Source organism: Falsiroseomonas sp. E2-1-a4, assembly GCF_051433165.1.
Lineage (GTDB): Bacteria > Pseudomonadota > Alphaproteobacteria > Acetobacterales > Acetobacteraceae > Falsiroseomonas.
Genome location: NZ_JBHMFS010000007.1, coordinates 35,562 through 61,734, shown reverse-complemented (window position 1 = coordinate 61,734; position 26,173 = coordinate 35,562). Strand labels below are relative to the sequence as shown.

The 26,173-nt window shown below is 70.3% G+C and carries 28 protein-coding genes and 1 other RNA gene; 12 read left to right on the top strand and 17 right to left on the bottom strand.

The annotated features are described in order from the left end of the window. Nucleotides 1-7: 7 nt before the first annotated feature. Nucleotides 8-1,291 carry a glycerate kinase type-2 family protein gene (locus tag ACFHNC_RS09545; protein WP_437168997.1) on the bottom strand — a complete coding sequence of 428 codons (1,284 nt, stop codon included), beginning with the start codon at nucleotides 1,289-1,291 and terminating at the stop codon, nucleotides 8-10. 80 nt (nucleotides 1,292-1,371) lie between these two features. On the opposite strand from ACFHNC_RS09545, the gene ACFHNC_RS09540 reads away from it, so the two are divergent. From ACFHNC_RS09540 to ACFHNC_RS09525, 4 genes are all read left to right on the top strand, one after another. Next, complete coding sequence (locus ACFHNC_RS09540; RefSeq protein WP_437168996.1) at nucleotides 1,372-1,677, top strand: DUF1244 domain-containing protein; 306 nt, start codon at nucleotides 1,372-1,374, stop codon at nucleotides 1,675-1,677. 206 nt (nucleotides 1,678-1,883) lie between these two features. Beyond that, complete coding sequence (locus tag ACFHNC_RS09535; protein ID WP_209443290.1) at nucleotides 1,884-2,186, top strand: DUF2312 domain-containing protein; 303 nt, start codon at nucleotides 1,884-1,886, stop codon at nucleotides 2,184-2,186. A gap of 31 nt (nucleotides 2,187-2,217) precedes the next feature. After that, nucleotides 2,218-2,862 carry a flavin reductase family protein gene (locus tag ACFHNC_RS09530; RefSeq protein WP_437168995.1) on the top strand — a complete coding sequence of 215 codons (645 nt, stop codon included), beginning with the start codon at nucleotides 2,218-2,220 and terminating at the stop codon, nucleotides 2,860-2,862. Then, nucleotides 2,859-3,554 carry an SDR family oxidoreductase gene (locus tag ACFHNC_RS09525; protein ID WP_437168994.1) on the top strand — a complete coding sequence of 232 codons (696 nt, stop codon included), beginning with the start codon at nucleotides 2,859-2,861 and terminating at the stop codon, nucleotides 3,552-3,554. Before ACFHNC_RS09530 ends, ACFHNC_RS09525 begins: the two co-directional genes overlap by 4 nt. 9 nt (nucleotides 3,555-3,563) lie before the next feature. Here the strand turns inward: ACFHNC_RS09525 and ACFHNC_RS09520 are convergent, their stop codons facing one another. Then, entirely contained in the window at nucleotides 3,564-5,264 is a 1,701-nt protein-coding gene (locus ACFHNC_RS09520) for an AMP-dependent synthetase/ligase (protein WP_437168993.1), read from the bottom strand. 258 nt (nucleotides 5,265-5,522) lie between these two features. On the opposite strand from ACFHNC_RS09520, the gene ACFHNC_RS09515 reads away from it, so the two are divergent. Both ACFHNC_RS09515 and ACFHNC_RS09510 read left to right on the top strand, forming a co-directional pair. Next, a complete protein-coding gene (locus ACFHNC_RS09515; protein ID WP_437169148.1) occupies nucleotides 5,523-7,277 on the top strand; it encodes a M3 family oligoendopeptidase in 1,755 nt (584 codons plus the stop codon). Between the two features lie 4 nt (nucleotides 7,278-7,281). Then, nucleotides 7,282-8,655, top strand: a complete 1,374-nt coding sequence (locus ACFHNC_RS09510) for an ABC1 kinase family protein (protein ID WP_437168992.1) — start codon at nucleotides 7,282-7,284, stop codon at nucleotides 8,653-8,655. Nucleotides 8,656-8,713: 58 nt separating this feature from the next. Here the strand turns inward: ACFHNC_RS09510 and ACFHNC_RS09505 are convergent, their stop codons facing one another. Together ACFHNC_RS09505 and ACFHNC_RS09500 are read right to left on the bottom strand one after the other, a co-directional pair. Continuing rightward, nucleotides 8,714-9,625: a class I fructose-bisphosphate aldolase gene (locus ACFHNC_RS09505; RefSeq protein WP_437168991.1), complete on the bottom strand. Its 912-nt coding sequence runs from the start codon at nucleotides 9,623-9,625 to the stop codon at nucleotides 8,714-8,716. Between the two features lie 45 nt (nucleotides 9,626-9,670). Beyond that, on the bottom strand, nucleotides 9,671-10,102 hold the full coding sequence (locus ACFHNC_RS09500; RefSeq protein WP_437168990.1) for a hypothetical protein: 432 nt from the start codon (nucleotides 10,100-10,102) through the stop codon (nucleotides 9,671-9,673). A 144-nt stretch (nucleotides 10,103-10,246) separates the two neighbouring features. On the opposite strand from ACFHNC_RS09500, the gene ACFHNC_RS09495 reads away from it, so the two are divergent. The 5 genes from ACFHNC_RS09495 to ACFHNC_RS09475 all read left to right on the top strand — a co-directional run bounded on the left by ACFHNC_RS09495 (nucleotide 10,247) and on the right by ACFHNC_RS09475 (nucleotide 12,628). Continuing rightward, entirely contained in the window at nucleotides 10,247-10,477 is a 231-nt protein-coding gene (locus tag ACFHNC_RS09495) for a hypothetical protein (RefSeq protein ID WP_437168989.1), read from the top strand. Between the two features lies 1 nt (nucleotide 10,478). Further along, nucleotides 10,479-10,808 carry a cell division protein ZapA gene (locus ACFHNC_RS09490; protein ID WP_437168988.1) on the top strand — a complete coding sequence of 110 codons (330 nt, stop codon included), beginning with the start codon at nucleotides 10,479-10,481 and terminating at the stop codon, nucleotides 10,806-10,808. 9 nt (nucleotides 10,809-10,817) lie between these two features. Continuing rightward, nucleotides 10,818-10,973, top strand: a non-coding RNA gene (ssrS, locus tag ACFHNC_RS09485) — 6S RNA. A gap of 255 nt (nucleotides 10,974-11,228) precedes the next feature. Then, nucleotides 11,229-11,810: a 5-formyltetrahydrofolate cyclo-ligase gene (locus ACFHNC_RS09480; protein ID WP_437168987.1), complete on the top strand. Its 582-nt coding sequence runs from the start codon at nucleotides 11,229-11,231 to the stop codon at nucleotides 11,808-11,810. Then, complete coding sequence (locus ACFHNC_RS09475; RefSeq protein ID WP_437168986.1) at nucleotides 11,807-12,628, top strand: TIGR00282 family metallophosphoesterase; 822 nt, start codon at nucleotides 11,807-11,809, stop codon at nucleotides 12,626-12,628. The genes ACFHNC_RS09480 and ACFHNC_RS09475 overlap by 4 nt, the downstream gene beginning before the upstream one ends. Before the next feature lie 49 nt (nucleotides 12,629-12,677). Here ACFHNC_RS09475 and ACFHNC_RS09470 read toward each other — a convergent pair whose 3' ends face one another. The 3 genes from ACFHNC_RS09470 to ACFHNC_RS09460 all read right to left on the bottom strand — a co-directional run bounded on the left by ACFHNC_RS09470 (nucleotide 12,678) and on the right by ACFHNC_RS09460 (nucleotide 16,001). After that, nucleotides 12,678-13,634, bottom strand: coding sequence for a hydroxymethylglutaryl-CoA lyase (locus ACFHNC_RS09470; RefSeq protein WP_437168985.1), 957 nt, complete (start codon nucleotides 13,632-13,634; stop codon nucleotides 12,678-12,680). Nucleotides 13,635-13,830: 196 nt separating this feature from the next. Next, nucleotides 13,831-14,559, bottom strand: a complete 729-nt coding sequence (locus ACFHNC_RS09465; protein WP_437168984.1) for a metallophosphoesterase — start codon at nucleotides 14,557-14,559, stop codon at nucleotides 13,831-13,833. After that, nucleotides 14,559-16,001: a cryptochrome/photolyase family protein gene (locus tag ACFHNC_RS09460; RefSeq protein WP_437168983.1), complete on the bottom strand. Its 1,443-nt coding sequence runs from the start codon at nucleotides 15,999-16,001 to the stop codon at nucleotides 14,559-14,561. Before ACFHNC_RS09460 ends, ACFHNC_RS09465 begins: the two co-directional genes overlap by 1 nt. A 154-nt stretch (nucleotides 16,002-16,155) precedes the next feature. Here ACFHNC_RS09460 and ACFHNC_RS09455 point away from each other — a divergent pair, with 154 nt between their 5' ends. After that, nucleotides 16,156-16,764, top strand: a complete 609-nt coding sequence (locus tag ACFHNC_RS09455) for a fasciclin domain-containing protein (RefSeq protein ID WP_437168982.1) — start codon at nucleotides 16,156-16,158, stop codon at nucleotides 16,762-16,764. A gap of 44 nt (nucleotides 16,765-16,808) precedes the next feature. Here ACFHNC_RS09455 and pdeM read toward each other — a convergent pair whose 3' ends face one another. The 10 genes from pdeM to ACFHNC_RS09405 all read right to left on the bottom strand — a co-directional run bounded on the left by pdeM (nucleotide 16,809) and on the right by ACFHNC_RS09405 (nucleotide 26,154). Next, complete coding sequence (gene pdeM, locus ACFHNC_RS09450; protein ID WP_437168981.1) at nucleotides 16,809-17,531, bottom strand: ligase-associated DNA damage response endonuclease PdeM; 723 nt, start codon at nucleotides 17,529-17,531, stop codon at nucleotides 16,809-16,811. After that, the gene (locus ACFHNC_RS09445) at nucleotides 17,528-20,095 is read right to left on the bottom strand and encodes a ligase-associated DNA damage response DEXH box helicase (RefSeq protein ID WP_437168980.1); all 2,568 of its coding nucleotides are present in this window, start codon (nucleotides 20,093-20,095) and stop codon (nucleotides 17,528-17,530) included. Before ACFHNC_RS09445 ends, pdeM begins: the two co-directional genes overlap by 4 nt. A gap of 45 nt (nucleotides 20,096-20,140) precedes the next feature. Next, on the bottom strand, nucleotides 20,141-20,638 hold the full coding sequence (locus ACFHNC_RS09440) for an AAA family ATPase (RefSeq protein ID WP_437168979.1): 498 nt from the start codon (nucleotides 20,636-20,638) through the stop codon (nucleotides 20,141-20,143). Continuing rightward, on the bottom strand, nucleotides 20,635-21,177 hold the full coding sequence (locus tag ACFHNC_RS09435) for an MOSC domain-containing protein (RefSeq protein ID WP_437168978.1): 543 nt from the start codon (nucleotides 21,175-21,177) through the stop codon (nucleotides 20,635-20,637). The genes ACFHNC_RS09440 and ACFHNC_RS09435 overlap by 4 nt, the downstream gene beginning before the upstream one ends. 25 nt (nucleotides 21,178-21,202) lie before the next feature. After that, complete coding sequence (locus ACFHNC_RS09430; RefSeq protein ID WP_437168977.1) at nucleotides 21,203-21,670, bottom strand: DUF2214 domain-containing protein; 468 nt, start codon at nucleotides 21,668-21,670, stop codon at nucleotides 21,203-21,205. 7 nt (nucleotides 21,671-21,677) lie between these two features. After that, the gene (locus tag ACFHNC_RS09425; protein ID WP_437169147.1) at nucleotides 21,678-22,055 is read right to left on the bottom strand and encodes a DUF6152 family protein; all 378 of its coding nucleotides are present in this window, start codon (nucleotides 22,053-22,055) and stop codon (nucleotides 21,678-21,680) included. Nucleotides 22,056-22,143: 88 nt separating this feature from the next. Further along, nucleotides 22,144-22,386 (bottom strand): acyl carrier protein, encoded by a 243-nt coding sequence (locus tag ACFHNC_RS09420; RefSeq protein ID WP_437168976.1) that lies wholly within the window; start codon nucleotides 22,384-22,386, stop codon nucleotides 22,144-22,146. Between the two features lie 5 nt (nucleotides 22,387-22,391). Next, nucleotides 22,392-24,035 carry an AMP-binding protein gene (locus ACFHNC_RS09415; RefSeq protein WP_437168975.1) on the bottom strand — a complete coding sequence of 548 codons (1,644 nt, stop codon included), beginning with the start codon at nucleotides 24,033-24,035 and terminating at the stop codon, nucleotides 22,392-22,394. Next, nucleotides 24,032-25,048, bottom strand: coding sequence for a hypothetical protein (locus ACFHNC_RS09410; protein ID WP_437168974.1), 1,017 nt, complete (start codon nucleotides 25,046-25,048; stop codon nucleotides 24,032-24,034). The genes ACFHNC_RS09415 and ACFHNC_RS09410 overlap by 4 nt, the downstream gene beginning before the upstream one ends. Further along, nucleotides 25,045-26,154 (bottom strand): hypothetical protein, encoded by a 1,110-nt coding sequence (locus ACFHNC_RS09405; protein WP_437168973.1) that lies wholly within the window; start codon nucleotides 26,152-26,154, stop codon nucleotides 25,045-25,047. Before ACFHNC_RS09405 ends, ACFHNC_RS09410 begins: the two co-directional genes overlap by 4 nt. Nucleotides 26,155-26,173 lie beyond the last annotated feature (19 nt).

Here is a 26,173-nt window from a genome sequence, read left to right as displayed (position 1 = left end):
TCCATGTTCAGGCAATCAGCACCGCGCGCAGATCGTTCACATTGGTCAGCGTCGGCCCGGTCACCAGCAGATCGTCCAGTGCCTGGAACAGCGTGTAGCTGTCATGCCGACCCAGTACCGCGCGCGGGTCCATTCCGGCGGTGCGGGCGCGGGACAGCGTGTCCGGCGCTGCGATGGCGCCGGCATTGTCCTCCGACCCGTCGATGCCGTCCGTATCCCCCATCAACGCCCAGATGCCGGGCGCTGCGGCCAGCGCCACGGCGCAGCCGAGCAGGGATTCGCAGTTGCGCCCGCCCCGCCCGCCACCCTCTGGCCCGATCGTCACCGTGGTCTCCCCGCCCGACAGCAGCAGGCACGGGCCGGGCAAAGGGTGGCCATGGGTGCGGGCGGAGAGTGCGATGCCGGCCAGCACCTTGCCGACTTCCCGCGCCTCGCCCTCCAGCGCATCGCCCAGGATCAGCGGCGTCAGGCCCAGCGTGCGGGCCCTGGCCGCGGCGGCTTCCAGCGCCAGGCGCGGGGTGGCGATGAAGCGGTAATCGATCTCCCCCAGCCGAGGGTCGCCGGGCTTCGGCGTTTCTTCCGCCGCCTTCGCCAGATGCTCCACCACGGCCTCCGGCAGCTTCATCCGATAATGCGCCACCAGCGCGCGCGCCTGTTCGAAGCTGGACGGGTCCGGGACGGTGGGGCCGGAGGCGATGGCCGCCGGGTCATCCCCCGGCACGTCGGAGATCGCCAGCGTCACCACCCGCGCCGGTGCCGCCGCCAGCGCCAGCCGCCCGCCGGAAAAGGCGGACAGGTGGCGACGGATGCAGTTCATCTCGTTGATCGTGGCGCCGGAGGCGAGCAGCGCCCGGTTCACCGCCATCAGATCCTCCAGCGACAGGCCGGGGGCGGGCAGGGTGGTCAGCGCCGAGCCGCCGCCTGAGACCAGGAACAGCACCAGATCCCCTGCCGTCAGCCCCGCCACCGCCTGCAACAGCCGTTGCGCGGCGGCCGCGCCGGCGGCGTCCGGCACTGGATGGGACGCCTCCAGCACCTCGATCCGCTGCGTCGGGTAGCCATGGCCGTAGCGGGTGACGACGAGGCCGGTCAGGGCCTGGTTTGGCCAGGCCGCTTCCACCGCCGCCGCCATCACCGCCGCCGATTTGCCCGCACCCACCACCACCACGCGGCCACCCTCCGGCGGCGCCGGCAGGTGCCGGGCGAGGACGATGCGCGGGTCGGCGCTGGCGACGGCGGCGGCGAAAACATCCTTCAGGGCCGCGCGGGCGGTGTCATCGGTCCAGGCCATCTCGGTCTCCCTCATCCCGCCACTATGGCGAAGCGGTGCGCGATGGGCCATCTAGCGGGCGGATTGCAGGAGAGCCCCCGATGCCCGAGATCGACGCAGCCACCCAGACCGAACTGGAAGCCGCCGCCTTCCGCCGCCTGGTGCAGCATCTGCGCGAACGCAGCGACGTGCAGAACATCGACATGATGAACCTGGCCGGTTTCTGCCGGAATTGCCTGTCCCGCTGGTACCGAGAGGAAGCCGCCACCAAGGGCGTGACCATCACGGACCCGGAGGCGCGGGAGACGATCTACGGCATGCCGCACAAGGATTGGCAGGCGCTGCACCAGAAGGAGGCTACGGCGGAGCAGAAGGCGAAGTTCGCCGAGGCCAATACGGGGCACTAGGGAAGAAGGTCGGGGAGGGAAGCATTCCCTCCCCGAACCCCTCCCTTGCATTTCGGCACTTTTTAGTTCGCGCACCGGCCCAAAATCCCAAAAATAGATGAGGGGCTCGGGGAGAATACTTTCTCCCCGACCTTGCCCGCCCCCGAATTGCGCCACCCCGGACCCGGCGCTATACGCCGCGCTCAACTCGTGCCCGGAGGCCTTCGATGAGTGATTTCGACGCGCAGGAGGCCCAGGCCAGCCGCGACCGCCAGGAGAAGGACCCGGATCCCGAGGTCGGCGGCATTGCCGTAGATCGCCTGCGCTCCATCATCGAGCGGGTGGAGCGGCTGGAGGAGGAGCGCAAGGCGCTCGCAGGCGACATCAAGGACATCTTCTCCGAGGCGAAGTCGGCTGGATTCGATGTGAAGGTGATCAAGCAGATCATCTCGCTGCGGAAGAAAGAACCGGCCGAGGTGGAGGAGCAGGAGACGCTGCTCGACCTTTACCGCCGGGCGCTGGGCATGTAGCCGAAGGCTATCCAGCGAAGGGGCGAGCGCGATGTTCTACGAACCGAAGCACGGCAAGCGAGGCCATGGCCTGCCCTTCGACCCGCTGAAGGCCATCATCGCGCCGCGCCCGATCGGCTGGATTTCCAGCGTGGATGCCAAGGGCCGGCCGAACCTGGCGCCCTACAGCTTCTTCAACCTGGTCAAGGGCGCCCCGCCCATCGTGGTGTTCGGCAGCGAGGGCTTGAAGCACTCCGCCGCCAATGCCTTCGAGACGCGGGAGTTCGTCTTCAACCTGGTGACCCGCCCGTTGTTCGACGCCATGAACGTCTCCTCCGCCGCGCTCGAGGCCGGGGAGAATGAGTTCGAGGCGGCGGGGCTGACCATGGCCGAGTGCCGCTTCGTGAAGGCGCCGCGCGTCGCCGAAAGCCCGGCGAGCTTCGAGTGCAAGGTGCTGCAGGCGATGGAACTGCACGACATCGACGGCAACCCGACCGATGGCTTCATGGTGGTCGGCCAGGTCGTCGGCATCCATCTCGATGAGCGCTACATCATCGATGGCCGCTTCGATGCGGTGGCAGCCCAGACCATCGCCCGCTGCGGCTACCGCGACTACGCCCAGGTGACGGAGATGTTCGAGGCGCTGCGCCCGACCGACGGCGGCGCCTTCACGCCCACCACCAGCGACCGCACGTGAAGACGGCCATCATCACCGCCGCCGGGCGGGGGATCGGCGCGGCCGTCGCCAGGCGGCTTGCGGCGGATGGCTTCCGAGTTGCGGTGATGTCCCCGTCCGGCAATGCGGAAAAGCTGGCCGCGGAGTTGCCGGATGCGCTGGGCGTCACGGGTTCTGTGACGGAGCCCGCCGATCTGGCGCGGCTGGTGGACGGCGCGCTGCAAAAATTCGGACGCATCGACGCGCTGGTGAACAATGCCGGCCACCCGCCCAAGGCGCCGCTGTTCGACCTGACCGATGTGCAGTGGCATGCCGGTTTCGACATGGTGATGCTGTCCGCCATCCGCGCGCTGCGGCTGGTGCTGCCGGGGATGAAGGCGCAGGGCGCGGGCGCGGTGGTGAACCTGTCCTCCTACGCCGCGCTGGAGCCGGAAGCGGATTTCCCGGCCACCACCTTGCGCGCCGCGCTTGGCGCCTGGACCAAGCTGGCGGCGGATGAGCTGGCGCCTTCCGGCATCCGTGTGAACGCCGTGCTGCCGGGCTTCGTGGACAGCCTGCCGGAGAAGGAGTCCCGCCGCGCCCGCATCCCGCTCGGTCGCTACGCGCGGGCCGAGGAGATCGCGGCGGCGGTGGCCTGGCTGGTCTCGGAGCAGGCGTCCTATGTCACCGGGCAGAGCCTGCGCGTGGATGGCGGGCTGACCCGGCACGTCTGACCCGGCGGGTCAGCCGCGCTTTGACAGCCCCTCCACCGCGCCGGCGTGGCGTTCCAGCACAAGGCGGCGCTTTACCTTCATGGTCGGTGTCAACAGGCCGTTCTCCACCGTGAAGGCGTCCACCAACGTGCTGCCGCGAATGCGCTCGATGTTGGAGAGCTTGCCGTTCACCCGCGCGATGGCGGCGGGCACCTGCTCCGCCGCGCCTTCCGTCGGGACCACCAGGGCCACGATGGCGGGGCGGCCTTCGCCGGCCACCACGGCCTGCGCGATCTCCGGCTCCGCCATCAGCAGGCCTTCCAGCTTGGCCGGGCTGACCATGTCGCCGCCGAGGGTCTTGATGAAATCCCGTTTGCGGTCGGTGATGCGGATGTAGCCGTCCGTGATTTCACCCACATCCCCGGTGTGCAGCCAGCCATCCACGACGGCGCGCGCGGTGCTCTCCGGGGCGTTCCAGTAGCCATCCATCACCAGGTCGCCGCGGACGCACAACTCACCATCCTCGGCGATGCGCGCTTCCACCCCCGGCAAGGGCGGGCCGACGGTGGCGCGGCGGTTTTCCCAGGGCGGGTTCACGCTGATGACGGGGCCGGCCTCGGTCTGGCCATAGCCCTGGATCACCGGCAGGCCGAAGGCCAGGAAGAAGCCCGAGAGGTCCGGATCCAGCCGCGCCCCGCCGGAGACCAGCGCCAGCAGCTTGCCGCCAAACCGGTCCCGGATCTTGGCCCCCACCAGCCGGTCCAGCACCGCATGCTGGGCGCGTTCGAACAGCGAAAGCCGGCCGTCCAACCGCTTCAGCCCGAGCGCCAGCGCCCGGCGGAACAGTTTTGCCTTAAGGCCACCATCCTTCTCCACCTGCGCCTCGATGCGGCCGCGCAGCACCTCGAACAGCCGGGGAACGGCGGTGATGACGGTGGGCTGCACCTCCTTCAACTCGGCCGCCAGCCGGTCCGCGCCGCGCGAATACACCACCTCCAACCCCAGCGAGGGCAGCAGGAAGCCGCCCACCGTGTGCTCGTAGCTGTGCGACAGCGGCAGGAAGGAGAGGTAGGGCGTGCCATCCAGGTGCAGGCGATTGGCGATGCGGGCGACGCCCTCGCGATTCGCCAGCATGGCGCGGTGCGGCAGCATCACGCCCTTGGGCAGGCCGCCGGTGCCGCTGGTATAGATCAGGCAGGCCAGCCGCCCGGGCGGAATCTGTTCGACTTCCGCCGCCAGCAGGTCCAGATCGGCCGGGGTGGCCAGCGCCGCGGACCAGTCGAGGCAGCCCGCTGCGCCATCCTCCAAGCAGATCACCCGTTCCAGCACCACGCCAGCCTGCGCCGCGGCCTCCGCCACGCGTTCCGCCAGCCTTGCGGTGGAGACGATGGCGAAGCTGGCGCCGCTGTCCCGCAGGATATGCGCGTGGTCGCCCACCGTGTTGGTGGTGTAGGTCGGCACCGTCACGGCGCCGATCGCCATGATGGCGGTATCGGCGATCGGGAATTCCGGGCGGTTCTCGGAAACCAGAAATACCCGGTCCCCCGGCGCGACGCCCTGGGCCCGCAGGAAGGCGGCGAGGGCGGCGACGCGGCGGCCGAATTCGCCCCAGCTCGTGCTCTGCCAGCCATCCTGCCAATGCCGCAGCATCGGCCTTTCGCGCCAGCCCCGGGCGAGGTCCAGCATCATGTGCGGCAGGCTGGTCCAGACCCGCGTTCCGGCGCTTTCCATTCCCGACGATCTCTTCCCTCGCTTTGCGCATATGGTGCCATGCGCGCGCCGTTCAGGCCAAACGACCTGAACGATACACCGCATTCACCTCACTGGCGCGGTTGGCGCCAGGTGGATCGCCAGCGTTGTCGCCCGTATTCGCCCGGCGCCCGTTGGCCTCGGCCCGGGCCGGGCTATATGCAGGGCGTGAATCAGAACCTCGCCCCCAGCCCCGCTCCCGATCCGGCCCCCAATCCGGCCCGGGCCGTCACCCAGGCCCTGCCGTCGTGGGACCTTTCCGACCTCTACGCATCGCCCACCGATCCGCGGCTCACCGCCGATCTGGACCGGGCGGAGGCGGAGGCGAAGGCCTTCAACGCCGCCCATGCCGGCCGCCTGGCGCAAGGCTCCGGCGACAATCTGGGGCGGGCCATCGCGACCTATGAACGGATCGAGGAAATCCTCGGCCGGGCCATGTCCTATGCCCAGCTCATCTTCTCCGGCGACGCGCAGTCGGCGGAGAATGGCCGCTTCTACCAGACCATCCAGGAACGGGTGACGGCGATCAGCAGCCACCTGCTGTTCCTGACGCTGGAGATCAACCGGCTGGAGGATGCGGCACTGGAGTCCAAGCTGCGGCAATCCGCCGCGCTGGAACGCTGGCGCCCCTGGCTGCGCGACCTGCGCGTGTTCCGCCCGCACCAACTTTCGGATGAGCTGGAAAAGCTGCTGCACGAAAAGGAAGTGACGGGCCGGTCCGCCTGGAACCGCCTGTTCGACGAGACCGTGGCCGGCATGCGTGTGGATGTGGCCGGGGAGGAACTGACTGTCTCCGCCGCGCTGAACAATCTGTCCTCCAGCGACCGCGCCGTTCGCGCCGCGGCCGCGCAGGGTGTGTCGGCGGCCTTCGGAGATCGGGTGCGGCTGTTCTCGCTGATCACCAACACCTTGGCCAAGGACAAGGAGATCATCGATGGCTGGCGCCAGTACCGGCGCCCGACCTCCGCCCGCAACCGCGCCAACATGGTGGAGGATGAGGTGGTGGACGCGCTGGTCTCCGCCGTCTGGTCCAGCCTGCCGCGGCTGTCGCACCGCTACTACGCGATGAAGGCGAAGTGGCTGGGGCTGGAGAAGCTGCAGCACTGGGACCGCAACGCGCCGCTGCCGGACGACACGGACAGCACCATCCCCTGGCCGGAGGCCGTGTCCCGCGTGCGCGCCGCCTATGGCGCCTTCAGCCCGGAACTGGAGCGCGTGGCGGCACCCTTCTTCGAGAAGCCCTGGATCGACGCGGCGCTGCGCCCCGGCAAGGCCAGCGGCGCCTTCGCCCACCCCACCGTGCCCAGCGCCCACCCCTACCTTCTGCTGAATTATCACGGCAAGGCGCGGGATGTGATGACGCTGGCGCATGAACTGGGCCATGGCGTGCATCAGGTGCTGGCCGCCGACCAGGGCTACCTGATGTCCTCCACGCCGCTGACGCTGGCCGAGACCGCCAGCGTGTTCGGGGAGATGCTGACGTTTCGGGCCGTGCTGGATGCCGAAACCGATCCCCGCAAGCGGCGCATGCTGCTGGCGGGCAAGGTGGAGGACATGCTCAACACCGTCGTCCGCCAGATCGCCTTCTACCGCTTCGAGACACTGCTGCATGAGGAGCGCCGCAAGGGCGAACTTTCGCACGAGCGGATCGGCGAGATCTGGATGCAGATCCAGACGGAAAGCCTGGGCCCGGCCTTCGACTTCACGCCCGACTACAGCGTGTACTGGGCCTATATCCCGCATTTCGTGCACACGCCCTTTTATGTGTACGCCTATGCCTTCGGGGATTGCCTGGTGAATGCGCTGTATGGCGTGTTCCGGGAGGGGCATCCGCGGTTCCAGGAAAAGTACCTGGAGATGCTGCGCGCCGGCGGCACCAAGCGGCACCAGGAATTGCTGGCGCCCTTCGGCCTCGACGCCTCCAACTCTGCCTTCTGGAACAAGGGTCTGGACGTGATTTCCGGCTTTATTGACGAACTCGAAAAGGCCTCCTGAACCCATGGCCGATGACCGCAGCGAATCCACCCTGTTTGGCGAGATGCGGCGCATGGTCCGCACCTCCGGCGCCGTCGGCGGCATCGCCGCGCGCGTCGCGGGGCAGCGCTTCCTCGGCATCAAGACCGACAAGGCGGCCCATGCGGAGGATCTGAAACAGATCCTCGGCGGCCTCAAAGGCCCGCTGATGAAGGTGGCGCAGTTCCTCTCCACGGTGCCGGAGGCGCTGCCGGAGGAATACGCGCAGGAACTGGCCACGCTGCAATCCAACGCGCCGCCGATGGGCTGGGCCTTCGTGCGCCGCCGCATGCAAGGCGAGTTGGGCCCCGCCTGGCAATCCCGCTTCACCAGCTTCACCCAGGAAGCCGTGGCCGCGGCCAGCCTCGGCCAGGTGCATCGCGGCACCCTGCCCGATGGGCGGGAGGTGGCCTGCAAGCTGCAATACCCGGACATGCCGAGCATCGTCGAAGCGGATCTGCGCCAGTTGAAGCTGGCGCTGAACCTGTATCGCCGCATGGACAGCACGCTGGACAATGCTGAGGCCTACCAGGAGCTCTCGGCCCGGCTGCGGGAGGAGTTGGATTACGAGCGCGAGGCCAGCCACATGCGGCTGTACGGCGCCATGCTGGCGAACACGCCCGGCGTCACCGTGCCCGTCGCGGTGCCGGAGCTGACCACCAAGCGCCTGCTGACGATGTCCTGGCTGGAAGGCCGCCCGATCCTGCGCCGGCTTGAGAAAGACCCGCCGGAGGAGGAGCGCAACGCCTATGCCCGCGCCCTGTTCCGCGCCTGGTACGTGCCCTTCTACCGCTACGGCGTGATCCACGGCGACCCGCACCTGGGCAACTACCAGGTGCGCGAGGATGCGGAGGTCGGCCACGGCGTGAACCTGCTCGACTTCGGAGTCATCCGCATCTTCCCCGCCAGCTTCGTCACCGGCGTGGTGATGCTGTACGAGGCGGTGCGCGACGATGACCGCGAGAAGGCCGCGCATGCCTATGGCGTGTGGGGTTTCCGCAACCTGTCCAAGGAGACGATGGAGGTCCTGAACCTCTGGGCGCGCTTCCTGTATGAGCCGCTGGTCGAGGACAAGGTGCGCTCCATCACGCCGAGCGACGACCCGAGCTACGGCCGCAAGATCGCCCAGACGGTGCATGAAGGGCTGAAGCGGACGGGTGGGGTGAAGATCCCGCGCGAATTCCCGCTGATGGACCGCGCCGCGATCGGCCTTGGCAGCGTGTTCTTCCGCCTGCGCGCCAAGGCCAATTGGCACCGGCTGTTCATGGAGCTGGTGCACGACCATTCGGAGGAAGCGGTGGCGCAGCGGCAGCGGGATGCGGTGCTTGCCGCCAAGGTGCCGCCCAGCCTGGTAGGCTGAAGCCCTCTCCCCCCGATGGGGGGAGAGGGTGGGTGGGGGGGCGTCGCCCCCCGTCACCTCAGTTCTTATAGACGTCGATGATGGCGGTCAGCAGCGCCACCGCATCCGCCTTGGAACGCTGGAAGGCGTTGCGGCCCATGATGGAGCCGTTGCCGCCCGCGGCATGAATGGCGCGGACTTCGTCCAGGATCGCCTCCGTGCCCTTGGCTTCGCCACCCGAAAACACCACCAGGCGACGGCCGCCGAAGCAGGCATTCACGATGTGCTTGAAGCGCGCGACTGCATCATCCTCGACCGGGTTGGTCTGGTAGGTCTTCTTCGCCGCATCCAGGCTGATGGCGGACGTCGGCGGCTTGACCTTGATGATGTGCGCGCCGGTCAGCGCGGCCATGTGCGCAGCATAGGCGCAGATGTCGAGCGCCGTCTCACCCACCTTGTCCAGCATCGGGCCGCGCGGATAGCTCCACACCACCACGGCGAGGCCGACGGACTTGGCCTCTTCGGCCAGCTCGCGCAGCTCCTCGATCATCTCGAACTGGTATTCGGAGCCGGGGTAGATGGTGAAGCCGATGGCCGAGCAGCCCAGCCGCAGCGCATCGCCGACGCTGGCCGTCACACCCTGGTCCTTGGTCGTGGACAGGCTGTTGCTGCTGTTCATCTTCAGGATGGTCGGGATCGAGCCGGCATAGGTGGACGCACCCACCTCGATCATGCCGAGCGGCGCGGCATAGGCGTTCAGTCCGGCCTCGAGCGCCAGCTCGAACAGGTAGCGCGGGTCATAGGCGGCGGGGTTCGGCGCGAAGCTGCGGGCCGGGCCGTGCTCGAAGCCCTGGTCGACCGGCAGGATCACCATGCGGCCGGTGCCGCCCAGCTTGCCGGCCATCAGGATGCGGGCGAGGTTCGCCTTGGTCCCGGGGTTGTCGCTTTCGTACCAGGACAGGATTTCTTGAACCTTGGGGGTCAGGCGCATGGTGATCTCGTCCTCTTTGGATTGCCGGCGGCGGTAAGGCGCGGTTTACCGCAGGGGCGGCGCGGTGTCATGCTGTCCTGCCAGCCAATCCGCCAGACGCGAACGCCCGGCGGGGCGCCGCAGGTCGATCACATCCAGCTCCAGCGCCGCTGGCCGCGCCGGCAGCAGAACGGCGCCCACCTCCGCCGCCGCGCCGGCCACGGCGGCGAAGGCGGGGCAGGCGTCCTCCAGCACCAGCACCCGGCAGCCGGCACGAAGCGCGGCCAGCGCGTCACCCGCGGCATCCCCGCAGCACAGTGCATCCGGGTAGCCGGGCGCCAGCGCGACCAGCGCCCGCCAGGCGCCGGGGCCGAGGAAGCCGGCGGCGCCAGGCGCCGAGAGCAGCAGCGCGGCACCTGCCGGCACCCATTCCATCACGGCGCGCAACGTCCCGGCTGATCGGATCGTGATGGCCGGCGGCAGGGCCGCCAGCGGCATCGCCACGGCTCCGTGCCGAACCTCGCTCACCGTTGACCCGCCGCGCCGTGCATGCAAAGCGTTGCAGCATGCCGGAACCGGTGGCGACAAGGCGCATGTGGCGCACGCGCTGCCGCTGGGCTGCCAAATGGTTGGGGGTTTCGGGTGTCAGGCACGCAGACGGGGGACCAGATGCGGGACCAGCCGGGGGACCCGACCAGCCGCGCGCTGGCGCGGCTGGAGGAAGCGGTGGACCGCCTGGCCGAGGCTGCGGCACAACCGCGCGAGCCGGCCGTTGCCGGCGACGGTGTGCCCCGCGCCGCGGTGGCGGCCATTGCGGACCGTCTGGACGAGACGATTGCGCGGCTGCGCGCGGCGCTCGGAGAGGATCAGTAGAATGGGTCAGGTCACGGTCCGCGTCGGCGGCTACAGCCACCCGGTGTCCTGCGAGGACGGCCAGGAAGCGCATCTGGTCTCCCTGGCGGCGGAGGTCGATAAGCGGGTGAACTCCATCAAGGCGATGGGCGGCCAGTTCGGCGAAAGCCGCCTGCTGCTGCTCGGCGCCCTGCTGCTGGCGGATGAGGTGCATGACCTCAAGGTCGCCCTCTCCCAGGCCCGCGCCGGCCAGAACATGGCCGTCCCCCAGCCCGACCCGAAGCTGGCGGAGCGCCTGGCGCGCATCGCCGACCGGATCGAGGGCATTGCCCAGACCCTCGACCGACCCTAAGTGGGTGCTGCGGGGCTGCCAGGTTGGTGAGGCACTTAAACCCCCGGGGCCAATGAGCAACCTCCGGGGACTGGCGCTGCTCGGGCCGTGGTCCGAGTACCTGGTTCCCACCTGCACCGCAGGTCTCAGGAGGGTTTTCAAGCCCACGGCCATGGTGGCTCCGCGCTTATTCAGACCCTCAGACGGCGGGCGCGCGCTCCGCGCGCTTGCCTTCGCGCCGTGCACGCGGGCGCCGACCCTGCACTCCCGCTGGCCGCGGGCCGCATCCGCGGCCTCGGCGCGCCGGGCGCGCCGCAGGTTGTTCCCATTCTTGGTGCTTGGCACCCCCGGCACTGTGCGCCGCGCTTCCCCCTCCCCCCTACCTGGGGGGGAGGGTCGGGGTGGTGGGGGGGTGTGCGCCCTTTGGGTAGCCCGCTCCCGATGATGCTCTGCCCCGAACTTCTCGCCGGCCTGAAGGCCGAAGCCCGCAAGCTGGCCCTGGCCCGCCGCGCATCCTGCGAGCCCGCCCTCGGCACCGCGCTCACCGCCCACCTCCTGCGCGACGCCCCACCCCCGCCCGGCGCCATCGTCGCCGGCTTCTGGCCGATGGGCGCCGAGATCGACATCCGCCCGGCGCTGCACGCCCTGCACGCGCGCGGCCACCGCATCGCGCTGCCGGTCACGCCGAAACGCGGCAACCCTCTGCAGTTCCGGCAATGGCAACCCGGCGACACGCTCGCCCGCGGCCCGCTCGGCACCAGCCAGCCGGGGCCGGATTCGCCGCCGCTGACGCCCGACTGGCTGCTGGTGCCGCTGCTGGCTTTCGACCGCGCGGGCCATCGCCTCGGCTATGGCGGCGGCTATTACGACCGGACGCTCGCCAGCCTGCCCGACGCCACCGCCATCGGCGTCGCCTATGCGGCCCAGGAGGTTGACGAAGTGCCCGTGGGCGTGGACGACGCCCCCCTGGCCGCCATCGCTACCGAAGGCGGCGTGATCTTCTGCGGAGCCCCGAAGGTTTGAGAATCCTGTTCCTCGGCGACCTGGTCGGCCGCTCCGGCCGCGATGCCGCCGGCGCTGCCATTCCCATCCTCCGCGAACGCCTGGCGCTCGATCTGGTCGTGGTGAATGCGGAAAACGCCAGCCATGGCTTCGGCCTGGCGCCCGAAATGGCGCGCGCCCTGTTCACCGCCGGCGCGGATGTGCTGACGCTGGGCAACCACGCCTGGGACCGCAAGGAAATATTCTCGTACATCGAGACCGAGCCACGGCTGATCCGGCCACTCAATTACCCGCCTGGCACACCGGGGAAGGGCGCCTTCGTGGCCGTGCTGGCTGATGGGCGGAAGGCGCTGGTGGTGCAGGCCATGGGGCGGTTGTTCATGGATGCGCTGGACGACCCGTTCCGCGGCGTGCAATCCGCCATCGCCTCCCACCGCATGGGTCCGGGCGGCACCGTCCAGGCGATCCTGGTGGATTTCCACGCCGAGGCGTCTTCGGAAAAACTGGCGATGGGCCACAGCTTCGACGGCAGGGTTTCGCTGGTCGTCGGCACCCACACCCACACCCCAACCGCGGACCACCAGATCCTGGTGGGCGGCACCGGCTACATGACGGACGCCGGCATGTGCGGCGACTATGACAGCGTCATCGGCATGCAGAAGGGCGGCGCCGCGCTGCGTTTCTGGAAGAAGGTGCCGGGCGAGAAGCTGGCGCCTGCCGAGGGCGAGGCGACGGTCTGCGGCGTGTTCCTGCAGACCGACGACGCCACCGGGCTCGCCACGCGAATCGAGCCGGTGCGGATGGGTGGCCGGCTCAGCCAGGTGATGCCGGCGGCCTGAGGCCGCCCCCCACCCAACTCTCCCCCACAAGTGGGGGAGGGCTTTGGGGTCACGCCGCCTGGCGGAATCGCGCCAGGCCGCCGGAGCGGAGCATGGTGCTGGGCAGCGTGCGGCCCACCACCTCCTCCGCCAGCCGCCCTGCCTCGACCAGCGCGTCGAGGTCCACGCCGGTGGCGATGCCCGTCTCCTCGCACAGCAGCACCAGCTCCTCCGTCGCGATGTTGCCCGGTGCGCCGGGCTGGCCGGCGAAGGGACAGCCGCCGAGGCCGCCCACCGTGGTGTCGAAGCGCGAGACGCCCAGCCGCAGCCCGGCATGGGCATTGGCGATGCCGAGGCCGCGCGTGTCGTGCAGATGCAGGATGAGGGACAGGTCCGGCCAGCGCGCGCGGACTTCGCCCACCACCCGCTCGATCCGCGCCGGCGTTGCCCAGCCCATGGTGTCCGCCAGTGTCGCCTCGCGCAGCTCCAGCCCGTGCTCGGCGCCGATGGCGAAGGCATCCGCCAGCGCCTCGATCACCTTCGCCGGGGGCACGTCGCCCGAGTAGTTGCAGCCGAAGGCGGCCTGCACGCTGATGCGCGGCACTGCCACGCCCGCTTCCAGATGCGCCGCGACATTCGCGCGCTGCGCCGCCAGGTTCTTCGCCCGGTCGCGGTTGAGGTTCTTCAGGCTGAAGGCTTCGCTGGCGACCACGGTGACCGCGCCCTCCACCTTCAGCCGGTCCTTGAACGCCAGCGCGCGGTTCAGCCCCGCCGCGTTGAACCACAACGCCGTGTAGGTCACGCCCGGCTTCGGCGCGAAGCCGGCCACCACCGCCTCCGCATCCGCCCAGCCCGGCACCAGCTTGGGCGAGACGAAGGAACAGACCTGGATGTGGTGCAGCCCGGTGGCCGAGAGCGCATCCACGAGCGCCACCTTGCGATCGGTCGGGATAGGTCCCGGCTCGATCTGGAAGCCCTCACGCGGGCCTTCCTCGCGGATTTCGACGGTGGTGGGCAGGTCGGTCATGGCGCGTTCTCCCGGTGGCCCAGGATAGACCCCCGCGCGCCCAATGCGGAACCCGCGCAGCCCAGCTTGGGCGGCGCGTAGCGCCGAGCCCAGACCAACCGTGCGGCCGGGACGAGCCCGTGCAGGGCGCGCAGCCAAGCCCCCGGACAGGGCGCCCGGCGCTTGAGGGCCCCAAAAAACAACCTTCCTGGGCCTTTCAGGCCCAGGAAGGCAGGTCGATCCAGGCCAGGTGTCCGCCCTTGCCGGCGCCGCAGTCGAGGAACACGCAGCGCCCGCCGAGCGCCCCATCCACCACGAAGGGCCGACCATCCATGCTGCGCCGGTCATGGCCGCAGACCACGGTGACATCGGCCGGGATCTTGTCCACCCAGTCATGCACCCGGTCCGGAAAGCCATCCTGCCGCATCCGCCCGGTTACCTGGCCGAACAGCGCCCGCGTCACCAGCCCCTGCGCCTTCTGGCTTCCCGCCTCCGGCGGCGGTGCGGAATGCAGCATGCCGGGGTGGTAGCCGCCATGGACGAAGATGCGGCCGCCATCGCGGATCCAGGCCGGCGCGCGGCCGATCTCCTCCACCGCGCGCGCCTTCAGCACATCCCCATCCGGCGCGGCATCGAGCTGCGTCAGGGTGCGCCCCAGCCCTTCCGCCTGGATGCGAAGCTGGGTGCCGGTCAGCGCACGGCGCAGCTTGTGGTCATGGTTGCCGAGCAGGAACAGGCCCTGGCCCCGATCGATCAGCGCGAAGATGCGGCGCAGCACCTCCGGGCTGTCCGGCCCGTGATCGGTCAGGTCGCCGAGCTGGAGCACGAACATGTCCGCCGCCAGCGCGCCCTCGATCGCGTGGATGAAGGCCTCCGCATCGCCATGCACATCGGCCACCACGCGCAGGCCGGCGAAGCCGCGCCACAGATGTTCGGGGCGGGCCATCAGGCGCGCAGCTTCACGAATCCGGCCAAGGCGCGCGCGCGCCCCTCCGCATGGTCGATCACCGGGCGGGGATAGTCGCGGCCGAGCGCCACGCCCGCGGCCGCCAGCACCTCCCGCGGGGCCTCCCAGGGCTGGTGCAGGAAGGCGTTCGGCAGCTTCGCCAGTTCGGGCACGAAGCGGCGCACATAGCGGCCCTCTGGGTCGAATTTCTCGCCCTGCAGGATGGGGTTGAAGACGCGAAAATAAGGCGCCGCATCCGTGCCGCAGCCGGCCACCCATTGCCAGGACGCGCTGTTGGAGGCGAGGTCCGCATCCACCAGCGTGTCCCAGAAGAAGGCCGCGCCATCCTGCCAGGGTTGCAGCAGGTGCTTTACCAGCAGGCTCGCCGTGATCATGCGGACACGGTTGTGCATCCAGCCTGTCTGCCAGAGCTGCCGCATGCCGGCATCCACCACCGGATAGCCGGTGCGCCCCTGCTGCCAGGCGGCCAGCAGCTTCGCATCCGGCTGCCAGGGAAAGGCCGCGAATTCGGACCGCAGTGGCGCCTCCGGCATTTCCGGCCGGTGCCACAGCAGGTGGTAGGCGAATTCGCGCCAGAGGATTTCCTTCAGGAAAGTCTCCGTCCCCGCCGCATCCGCCTTGGCCCCGCGCGCCGCATGCCAGACCTGCCCGGGCGAAACTTCCCCCCAGCGCAGATGCGGTGACAGGCCGGAGGAGCCATCGCGCCCCGGCAGGTTGCGCTGCCGGTCATAGGCGCCGAGGGCCTGCGCGGTGAAGCGGGCGAGCCGCGCCTGGGCGCCGGCCTCGCCGGGCTGCCAGGTCTCGCCGAAGCGCACGGCCCAGTCGGGCTCGCCCGGCACAGGGTAAAGGCCCAACGCCTCCAGCGCCTCGCCCCCCGCTGGATGCGGCACGCCCTGGATCTGGGCGGGCGCTGGGCGCGGGGTCGGTGGGTCGCCAGCCGCCAGCATGGTTTTGGCGAATGGCGTATAGACGGCATAGGGCTTGCCGCTGGCGGCGCCGAAGCCGTGCGGCTCGCGCAGCACCGCGGTGGTGTGCAGGGCCAGGCGGCGGCCCGCATCGGTCAGCGCCTCATGCACCCGCTGGCTTTGCGCCCGCGCCCAGGGTTCGTAGCCGCGGCCGGCATGGATGGTGCGGGCGCCGACGGCGGCCGCCAGCGCCGGCAGCACCATCTCCGCCCGTCCGCGCGCCAGCATCAGGGGCGCGCCACGCGCCGCCAGATCGGCGGCGAGCGCCGCCAGGCTGTGGCGCAGCCACCAGCGAGCGGCACCGCCGGGGCGGTGCGCCCCGGCGGCATCGTCATCCAGCACGAAGACCGGCAGCACCGGGCGGCCACCTTCGGTGGCGGCGATCAGGGCAGGGTGGTCGGCGAGGCGAAGGTCGTGGCGGAACCACAGCAGCGAAGGCTCAGTCATTCCCCCCATGTAGGGCGATTCCGTCGCGAAGGGAGCGGAAAAGGTCGCGGGCGTGGCTGGCGAACCATTGCGCGGCTGCGGCGTTCCAGATGCGACCGCAATGCCCAGGGCTACGCCCCCGATGAGGCCGGGGCTGTGCGGGCCACAGTTGAAGGAATCCCCCATGATCCAGTCCCATATGCCGCGCCGCGGCTTGATGATGATCGGTGGCCTGGCTGCCGCCGGATCGCTCGCCGCGCCTGGCATCCTACGTGCCCAATCCGTGCCGCCGACCGCGACCCTGGCCGACACCATGGCCGGCGATAGCCGCTTCTCGCGCTTCCTGGATCTGATCACCCGCGCCGGGATGGTCGAGGATTTCCGCGCCGCACAGCCGCTGACCGTCTTCGCGCCGACCGATGCCGCCTTCTCCGGCGCCCCGGCCAATTTGCTGAACCAGCTCACCGGCGCCACCACGTCCGGCGGCAGCCAGGAGAGTGTGGACCGCCAGCGCCTGGGCGCGCTGATCAACTACCACATCGTGCCGGGCGCCTTCCGCGCTTCGGAGCTGATGGGCAATGATCGCCGCCTGCGCACGCGCAACGGCGCCGACATCTCCATCACCGGAACGGCCGAATCGGTGCAGATCAGCAACCCGGCACCGGGGCAGCAGATGGCGGGCTTCGGCTCCGCGGGCCTCAATGTGAATGCGAGACCGGCACGTGTGGTCTCGCCGAACATCGTGGCCAGCAACGGCGTGATCCATGCCGTTGACCAGTTGATGTGGCCGTGAACGCCGCAGCCTGATTTGCGGATGTGAAGGCAGCGCGTCGCCCCTCAGGGCGGCGCGTTTGCCGTTTCAAGGGTCGGCGCGGCGCCACGCAGGGGCCCGGTGGGAAAGCTGAACAACCGCTCCGCCCCCAGCAGGAAGGCGCGGCCGCCGCGCGGAAACAGGGCGGCGATGGCGGGGTCGCGCACCTCCAGCCCGCCGGTATAGGCGCCGAAGGCGGGCAGCAGCAGGCGGCGGCCATCGGTCAGGAAGCAGGGGCGCGTCACCGCGCTGCCGCGCACCGGCATGGTGGCCTTGGGGTGGTAGTGGCCCGAGAGCTCGCCTGGCGGCACGCTGCGGCCAGGCTGCGCGATGTGGCGGAAGACGAAGGGGCCGCGACGATATTCTGCGGTCGCGATACCAGGCAGGCCGACCGGCGGTTCCGGGTCGTGGTTGCCGAGCACCCACACCACCTCGACCAGCGCGTTCAGCATTCGCTGCAAGGCGGCGCAGTCCGAGGCGTGCAGCCGGGCGCAGCCATGGCGATCGTGGAAACTGTCGCCGAGCAGCACCAGCCGTTCCGGCCGCCAGCGGCGCAGCACCAGCGCCAGGCGTTCCAGCGTCTCCCGCGTGTCGTAGGGCGGCACGAAGCTGCCCCGTGCGGCGAAGCTGCTGCCCTTCTCCAGATGCAGGTCGGAGACCACCAGAAGCTTTTCCGCGGGCCAGATGGCGACGCCGGCCGGGTCGAGCATCAGGCGCTCGCCCGCGATATGCAGCGGCGCGGCGTTCAACGCGGTGCGCCCAGGTTCTTCGGCGCGGTGCGGATGAAGCGGGCGTTGCGGCGCTTCGGGTCGCGCGGGCGACGCACCCGGTCGCGATCGCCGCGGGCCGGGATGGATTCGGTCACATTGGCCAGGATCTCGTTGAACAAATCGGCGCCGTCCGTCGCTTCCGCCACCAGATCCGCGGCCTCCGCCAGCAGCGCATCCTGCGCCCCGCCGGCGACCCATTCGCGGCCTTCCTCGATCAGCGCCGGCACCGAGAGCGGCGAGGCGCGGTCCAGCACCATGTGCCGGATGCCGCCCACCCGCGCCCGCGCCAGCAGCAGGGAGATGCGGCCGACATCGGTGAGGCCCGCCGAGGCCTCGCGCCGCGTCGCGCGCAGCAGGATGTGGTCCGGCTCGTGCCGGCGCAGCACGTCGTAGATCAGGTCTGCATTCATGGTCATCGCGCGGCCCGACTTCTCCTGCCCCGGGTGGTTCTTCTCGATCAGCCCGGCAATGGTGGCGATGTTGCGGAAGGTGCGACGGAGCATGCTGCTCTCGGCCATCCAGGCTTCCAATTCCTCGCCCAATATGTCCTCCTCGAACAGCCGCTCGATACCCGTCGGCGCGAAGGCGGACCAGCAGGCCAGCACGTAGTCGGTGGCGAGGTAGCCGAGCGGCGCCATGCCGAGGCGTTCCATGCGCTTGGTCACCAGCATGCCGAGCGTCTGGTGCGCCAGCCGCCCCTCGAAGCAATAGGCGACGAGGAACCAGCGATCGCCGCGTGGAAAGGTCTCGACCAGCAGCCCGTCGCGCGGCGGCATGATGGAGCTGTGCTGCTGCAGCCGCAGCCATTCGCGCACCGACTCCGGCAGCGCCGGCCAGGATTTCGGATCATGCAGGATGCCGCGCACGCGGGCGGCGAGATGCGTGGTCAGCGGCATGCGGCTGCCGGCATAGGCGGGCACGCGCGGATCGCCCTCTCCACCGCGGGACACGACGCAGGCCAGCGCATCCAGCCCCTCGAAGCGCAGCATCTGGCCGGCGAAGATGAAGCTGTCGCCAACCGTGAGGGTGGAGACGAACCACTCCTCCACCTCGCCCAGCACCGGCCCGCCGCGAATCCGCACTTTGATCAATGGCGTCTCGACGATGGTGCCGAGGTTCATGCGCAGCTGGCGCGCGGCGGCGGGGCCGCGGATATGGACCAGGCCTTCGGAATCGCGGAACAGGCGGCGAAAGCGGTCGTAGGATTGCAGGGCGTAGCCGCCATCCTCGACGAAGCGCAGCGCATCGTCGAAATCCCGGCGCGTCAGCGTGGCGTAGGGGGAGGCGCGCAGGATTTCGGCGTAGAGATCATCCGGGTGGAAGGGACCGGCTACGGCACATGCCAGGATGTGCTGGCACAGCACGTCGAGGCCGCCATCCCGCGGCGGGTCGCCATCCAGTTCCTCCGCCGCGATGGCCTGGCGGGCGGCGACGCATTCGATGACCTCGAAGCGGTTGGCCGGCACCAGCACGGCCTGGCTCGCCTCGTCCATCCGGTGATTGGCGCGACCGATGCGTTGCAGCAGCCGCGACACACCCTTGGGCGCGCCGACCTGCACCACCTGGTCCACCGCACCCCAGTCGATGCCGAGGTCGAGCGAGGCGGTGGCCACCACCGCGCGCAGCCGCCCCTCCGCCATCGCGGCTTCCACCTTGCGGCGCTGCTCCACCGTCAGCGAGCCGTGATGCAGGCCGATCGGCAGATTGTCGTCGTTCAGCCGCCACAGCGCCTGGAAGCAGAGCTCGGATTGCGCGCGGGTGTTGACGAAGACGATGGTGACGCCGGCGCCGCGGATGCGGCGATAGACCTCCGGCATCGAGGCCAGGCCCATATGCCCGCCCCAGGGCAGCCGGCCTTCCGGCAGCAATATGTCGAGGCTCGGCGCCGCACCGGGCGCGCCCTGCACCAGCGCGACGTCCTCCGCGATGCCGGTGGGGGAGAGGAAGGCGCGCAGCGGCGTGGGGTGCGCGACGGTGGCGGACAGACCGATGCGCCGCACGCTCGGCGCCAGAGTCGCCAGCCGCGCCAGGCCGAGCGAAAGCTGGTCGCCGCGCTTGCTGCCGGCCAGCGCATGGATTTCGTCCACAATGATGGCGTGCAATTCGGAAAACATCTCCGCCGCATCCGGGAGGGTCAGCAGCAGCGCCAGGCTTTCGGGCGTGGTCAGCAGGAAATTGGGCGGGTCGGCGCGCTGACGGGCGCGACGATTGGCGGGGGTGTCGCCGGTGCGGGTCTCGATGCGGATCGGCAGGCCCATCGCCTCGACCGGGGCGGTCAGGTTGCGGGCGATATCCACCGCCAGCGCCTTCAGCGGCGAGATGTAGAGCGTGTGCAGCGACCCCTTACCCGCGGGGCGCGGGTTCTGGTGCAATTCGACCAAGGAGGGCAGGAAGCCCGCCAGCGTCTTGCCGCCGCCGGTCGGCGCCACCAGCAACGCGCTGACCCCGCCTTGCACGGCGCCCAGAAGCGCAAGCTGGTGCGGCCGCGGCGCCCAGCCGCGCGCGGCAAACCAGGCCTGAAAAAGTTCCGGCAATGTTCCCATTCGGCGGGGAATATGCTGGCGGTTCGGCGAAAGGGGAAGGGGGCTTCAGCCCAGCGCCGCGCGCAGTTCCGCCAGCGAGGCGTCGAGGCTGCGCCCGGCGGTATCGATCACCAGCCGCGGCCGGTCCCAGCCTTCATACTCGCGCCGCTGCACCGCATCCCAGTCCGGCGGTACCAGGCCGGGGATATCGATGGCGCGGGTTTCGACGCGGCGGCGATGCTCATCCGCGTCGGAGCAGACCACCTCCACCTCGATAAAGGCCGCGCCCGCCGCATGCGCCGCATCTCGCCAGGCGTTGCGGGTGATCCGCAGCGGGTTGACGCTGTCCGCCACCACCGACAGGCCGAGCGAGAGGTTGGCCCGCGCCACGGCATAGCCCGCCAGGTAGCCGGCCGGACCGTCATCGGCGATGCCGGCATCCCGCAGCGCCTGTTCGATATGGTCGATCCGGATCCAGGTGGCGCCGAGCGCCTGCGCCAGCGCGCGGGAGAGCGTGGATTTGCCGGTGCCCGGCAGGCCGGCAAAGGCGATCAGCCGGCTCACACCTTCTCCAGCGCCTGGTGCGGTTCCGCCGGCAGTTCCACCCGCACCGCATCGCCCGGTGCAAGATCGCCGCCGTCGACCACCACCGCCCTGATCCCCGCCCGCAGCAGCAGCGCCCCGTCCGGCGCGCGCTCCAGCGTCGCCTTCATCAGCCCCTTTTGGAAATCATCGAGCTGGTAACAAGGGTTTCGCAGGCCGGTCACCTCCGCCACCGCGGTCGCGCCCAGATGCAGCCGGGTGCCGCGTGGCAGGGCGAACAGGTCGATCCCCTCCGTCGTCACATTCTCCCCCGTCTCGCCGGGCGTCACGTCGAAACCCTGGGCGCGGAGCAGGTCCAGCCGCTCGGCCGGGATCAGATGAAGCTGGCGCAGATTGGGCTGGTTCGGGTTCGCCCTGACGCGTGAGCGGTGCTTCACCGTGACCCCGCAATGCGCGTCGCCCTGCACGCCGAGGCCGGCCAGCAGCGTGATCCGGCCCTGCACCGGCTTGGAAAATTCATGGCCGGACGCCGCCGCCACCGCCAACACCCGACCCGTCATTCCCGCTCTCCGCCTGATGGGCCGGTTATTGCAGGAATCCGATCCAGCGTCCCGCCAGCAGCGCCCCGAGCCAGGTGGCCAGCGAAAGCGCCGCGGCAATCCGCACGCGTGCCACCACCACCCCGCCCGCCAGCGCCGCGCGCCAGGGCCGCCCGGCGTGCAGCAGCGCCAGGTTGACCAGCGCCAGCGCCAGCAGCCCGAGCTTCACCAGAAAGGCCGGATTCTCCAGATAGGTGGCCGGCCGTGTGCTGAACAAGGCGAGCCCGGTCAGCGCCGCCAGCCCCAGCCCCGTGGCCGCCACCCGCACCAGCGGCGGCGCCAGATGTTCCAGCGCCGCGGTCCGAAAGGCGCCGAGCAGCCGCAGATCCAGCGTCACGATGGCGCCGACCAGCAGCCCAAGCCCCAGCACATGCGCGGCATTGACCAGCAGATACAGCGTGACCGAGCCGCGCAGCGCCACCGCGGGCGCCGACGCCGCAATCAGCTCCAGCACGCGGGGATCAGCCGCCCTGGATGCGCTCCGGGTAGAAGTCGAAGCGCTGGTTGCCGACCGTGACGCGCACCGCCTTCATCCGGCGCTCCGCGCTGTCGCGGGACCGGTTGCCCAGCGCCACGATTTCCTGCCCCGGCCGCACCGAATCCTGCGTGAAGCCGGCGCGCGCGGTTTGGCGCGGGTTGCCGAGTTCCACCGTCCAGCTCTGGCCATTCGCCTCGACGCGGATCGTCGGATGCGGCGGGCCGACATAGACTTCCCGCACCGTGCCGGTCAGCGTGCCCTGGTCACCCTCCGCCCAGGACCAGCCGTGATGCGCCAGCGCGCTGCCGGTGGCGGCAAAACTGCCCAGCAGGCCAAGCGCACCGCGCCGGCCGAGTTTCATGGATGCCACGTCATCCTCCTTGCCAAGACTTGCGGTGAGGTTGGGGCGGACCGGGCGAATTTCGAGCGGCCGCATGATGACATGCGGTTCAACCCGGCAGGCGTGCCGCAACGAAGGCCACCAGGTCGCCGAAATTTGGGCATTGCGCCAATTGCTGCGCATCCACCGCGGCACCGGTCAGGCTCTCGATCTCCACGCTGATCAGCGTGTGGTTCAAGCTGTCCCAGCCCGGCACATCGGCGGCCTCCATTTCCGGTGCCAGCTCGATTTCGCGGTCGCCGATGACCTCGCGCGCGATGGCCTGCAGATCGGCCAGGGTGAAGGCGGGCATGGGGGTCACTCCGGATTGCGGAAGGTTTCGAGATAGCGGCGGCGGTTGGCCTCCCGGCTGATCTTGCCGCTGGTGCTTTTCACCAGCCAGCGATCGGCGACGATCCGCACGTCGCGCGGCTTCACCAGGAAGGTCTCGGTCACCAGGCGGCTGATCGCGGCGCGGCATTCGGCGGCGGGGATGCCGGAGGTTTCGTCGTGCTCGGCGACCACCACCAGTTCCTCGCTGCCGGTCTGGTCGCTTTCCACGCCGAACGCCACCGCGCGGCCCGGGCGCAGGCCGGGGATACCGGCAAGCGCCGCCTCCACATCGCCGGCGAACAGGTTCTTGCCGTTGACGATGATGATTTCCTTCAGCCGCCCGAAGACGAAGACCTGGCCGCGCAGCACCACGCCGAGGTCGCCGGTGCGGAAGACGCCCTCCACCGCCGCCTGGCCCCGATAGCCGGCGAACAGGAAGGGCGCGCGCAGGCCGATTTCGCCATAGCACCCTTCCGGCAGCGCGCGGTCGCCATCGAACACCGCGAGCATCACGCCCGGCAGCACGCGACCGGAAGACAGCACCAGTTTCCGGCCGGGCGGCGCCGTATCGGCCACCCATTCCTCCGGCACCTTTTGGCCCGGTGCCAGGTCGGGCGGCACGGCGAGGCCGATGCGCGCCGCCGGGCTTCCCTGGCTGACGGCGAAGACCGTCTCCGCCATGGCGTAGCAGCCGACGACGGAGCCCGGCCGCACGCCCATATCCGCAAACGCGCCTTCAAAACCCTGCGCATCCACCAGGCGGCAGGGTTCGGAACAGTCGATCCACAGCTTCATGCTGGCGAGCCGCGCCGGCTTCAGCGCGCGCCGCAGCCGGGTGAAGTGGCGGAAGGCGAAGTTGGGCATCCAGGCGATGTCGCAGCCATCCGCCTCGATCATCTCCAGGAACCGCCCCGGCGCGCCGATCCATTCGAAGGGGTCGAGGATGGAGACCGTATCACCGCCCAGCATCGGCAGCAGGAAGCCGGCGATCAGCCCCATGTCGTGATACAGCGGCAGCCAGGAGGCGACGGAAAGCCGCGCCACGCCCACCTCCGCCCGCAGCCCCGGCCAATAGGCGGCGAACTGCCCCGCCAGCATCCGCCCGCTGATCTCGACCGCCTTCTTGATGCCGGTGGTGCCGGATGAGTGCTGCACGAACAGCGGCGCGTCGGTAGCGAGCCGCGCCCGCAGCGCATCCAGCGCCGCCACGGAGTCCCCCGTCGCGGTGGCCGGCGCCAGCCGCACGGCCTGGGCCAGCACCGGGTCGATGCGCCGCACCGTTTCCGCCGTCGCGGCCTCCAGCACGCAGATCGCGTCCGGCGCGATGGCGGCCAGGGCGGCGCGCTGCTGGTCGAAGAAATGCCGCTGGTCCTGCAAGGGGGAGGCCGGCGGGAAGAAGGCGCCGAGCCGGCCCGCGGCGGCGATGCCGAGGAACAGCGCCATCGCCTCCGCCCCCGTCGCGCCGATCACCAGCACCAGCCCGCCGGGCGGGGTATGCGCCTCCACCCAGGCGGCGCGGGCGGTGACGCGCTGCCAGAAGTCGCGGCCGGTCAGTTCCTCGCAGCGCCCCTGGCGCCAATGGCGCAGCACCACCCGATCCAGCAGGTCCGGCGCCAGCACGCCCTTCATGCGGTCAGGCCCCAGCGGGTGAGGCAGGCCAGCAGCGCCTCGGCATAGCCCTGTTCGAAATCGAGCCCGGCTTCGCTGTCGGCCTCATCGTCATTGGCCCAGATGTAGCGCGGATGCGGGTAGGGGGCGGCGACCAGCGCCGTGGCCTCATCGAGCCATTCCAGCCCGGCGGGCCCGCCGCGACGCGGCTGGCTGGTCAGGATCAGGCGGCTGCCCGGCTGGCCGGTGGCCTGGGCCAAGGCCGCCCGCAGCGGGGCGAGGAAGGCGGGCGGGGCCTGCAGCGGCAGGTCGATACGGCTGTCGCCCATCAGGAAGACCAGCCCTGGCAGCCGGCAGGACTCCCGAAATGCGGCGGCACGCAGCGCCAGCGAACGGCGCAGCCCTTCATAGTCCGGGTCCAGCCAGGCCGGGCCTCGATGGTGGTTCCACACCGCGCCGCCATCCTGGCGCATGGCGATGCGCTGGCCCTGCGGCGTGGTGCTTTCGCGCATCAAGGCCGGCTCGGCGTAGCCCGCGAAATCCTGCGCGATGGCGTCCGCCACCGTCGCCGCCTTGTGCAGCGCCAGGCAGAACGGGTTCTGCAGGGCGATGAATTGCGGCGCATCCCGGAAGCCCCAGCGATTCACCAGGGTCCAGGGCAGGCAGTGCAGCCCGAGCGAGACCAGCGTCAACGAACCCTGCCGCCGCGCCCGCAGCCGCAGCCGGAATTCCTGCCGCCGTGCCACCGCCTGCCAGACTGGACGCAACCCCGCATCCGCCGTCGCCCGCCCCCGCAGCCCATCGAGCAACGATTGCAGTAGCGCGGGTTCCAGGCAGGCGCGTTCGCCGAAACGCAGCAGGAACTGCAGATATGGCAGGGACGGGTTCGGGATCGCGCCCAGCTGCAGGATCGCCTGGCGCAGCAGAGCCTGGAAGGCGGCGTGCTCCTCGTCATGGAACAGCCTTCGCAGCCGGCCGCCAAGTGGCGCCTCCCGGGCCGGATCGAAATCCAGCGATGCGGCCTCCGCCGTCATGCCTGCGCTGGGACCGAGAGGCGGTGCAGCACGCCCCAGCGCAGCAGGCTGCGGATCAGGGTCAGCATGTAGCCGTGCTCGAAGGCCTGCCCGGCCGGGCTGTCTGCGGCTTCATCGTCATGCCAGACGTAATCGGTGCCGGGAAACGGGCAGTAGGCGAAGGTTGTGGTGGCATCGACCTGGTGGCTGGCGGCTTCGCGGCGACGCGCGGTCTGGTTGGTGATCAGGATGCGGTTGCCGGCATGGCCCGTGAAACGGGCCAGCGCCGCATCCAGCCGCGGCAGGAAATCCAGCGATTCCTCCGGGTATTCCGCCTGGCAGCCGGCCAGCAGGAACACCGCATCCGGCCGGCGGCAGGCGGCGCGGAACAGATCCGCCTTGGCGGCCAGGTTGGCGCGCAGCGGGGCGGCGTCCTGGCCCAGCCAATAGGGGCCGCGATTATGATTCCAATGCGCGCTGCGATCCTTCCGGACCGCCATGGTGTGGCCACGCGGCGTGGTGACGATCCGGGTGCCCTCCAGCGCGCAATAGCCGGCGAAATCATCCTCCAGCGCCGCGATCATGCCCGGAATGCTGTGGCCGGCAAGCGAGAAGGGGCCGAACAGCGCGGTGAAATCCGCCATCCGCCGCAGGCCCCAACGGCCCGGCAGATGCCAGGGCAGGCAGTTGGTGCCGAGCGAGATCAGGGAAACGCCGCCGCCGAAGCGCGTGGGCAGCGCCTCGCGGTAGGTCTGGCGGCGGCGCGCGGCGCGCCAGGCCAGCATCAGATCCGGCTGCGCCAGGGCCGCGAGGCGGGTGCAATCCAGCGCCGCGGCAATCTCGGCCGGCGGCAGGCAGCAGCGTTCCGCGAAGCGCAGCAGGGTGGCGAGCCATTGCGTGGCATCCGGCGGCGCCCCGGCCCGGCTCAACGCCGCAAGTTGCCGGCGTGTCGCCTGCTGCAGCCCGACGTAATCCTGCAGCTCGAACAGATAGCGCAGTTGCGCGAAGCCGGCCTGCGGGTCCGCCGCGGCATCGATGCCGTCCAGCGCCTGCACGGCGGCGGGCAGGTCGCCCGCTTCGCGAAGCCGCGCCGCCAGGCGGAGGGGGGAGGCGTCCGGAGTTGTCATGCCTGCCGTATGTTCGGGC